The organism is Bradyrhizobium sp. INPA03-11B (assembly GCF_040446015.1).
In the GTDB taxonomy this organism is placed as follows: Bacteria; Pseudomonadota; Alphaproteobacteria; order Rhizobiales; family Xanthobacteraceae; genus Bradyrhizobium; species Bradyrhizobium macuxiense_A.
The window spans coordinates 1-548 of record NZ_JASGSR010000281.1 but is presented as its reverse complement, the minus strand read 5'-3'; the positions used below and the strand labels follow the sequence as shown (position 1 = coordinate 548).

Annotated in this window: 1 pseudogene; it reads left to right on the top strand. The window is 61.1% G+C overall.

The annotated features are described in order from the left end of the window. Positions 1 to 71: 71 nt before the first annotated feature. Positions 72 to 548, top strand: a pseudogene (locus QMZ05_RS40925) (IS5 family transposase); the annotation flags it as partial.

The window sequence follows — 548 nt, the reverse complement described above, 5'->3', positions numbered from 1 at the left end:
TAGGTGGTGTGGACTCTAAGGATTCCCTTTTGAGAGCAAATCAGATTCAAGGCTTCTTTTGGGAGGCAGTCTTGGGTGTGATGGATCGTTTGGTGTTGAGCGACGCGGCCTGGGAGCGGATGGCGCCGCTGATCATCGGCCGGCCCGACCAGAAGGGCTCGACTGGACGCGACAACCGGATGTTCGTGGAAGGGGTGCTTTGGATCGTGCGTACGGGCTCTCCCTGGCGTGATCTTCCGGAGGCGTTTGGGGATTGGAACAGCGTGTTCCGGCGCTTCAGTCGATGGAGCCGCAAGGGTGTCTGGTGCCGCATCTTCGAGGCGATGTCTGAGGATCCGGACTTCGAATATCTGATCGTGGATTCCACCATCGTCCGGGCGCATCAGCACGCCGCCGGGGCGAAAAAAGGGGGTCTGCAGATCAAGCGATCGGGCGCTCGCGCGGCGGCTTGAGCACCAAGATACATATGGCCGTACGGGGTTTGGGATGTCCCGTGCGGTTCACGCTCACCGCGGGCCAGAAGGGCGATGCACCGCAAGCCGCCACAT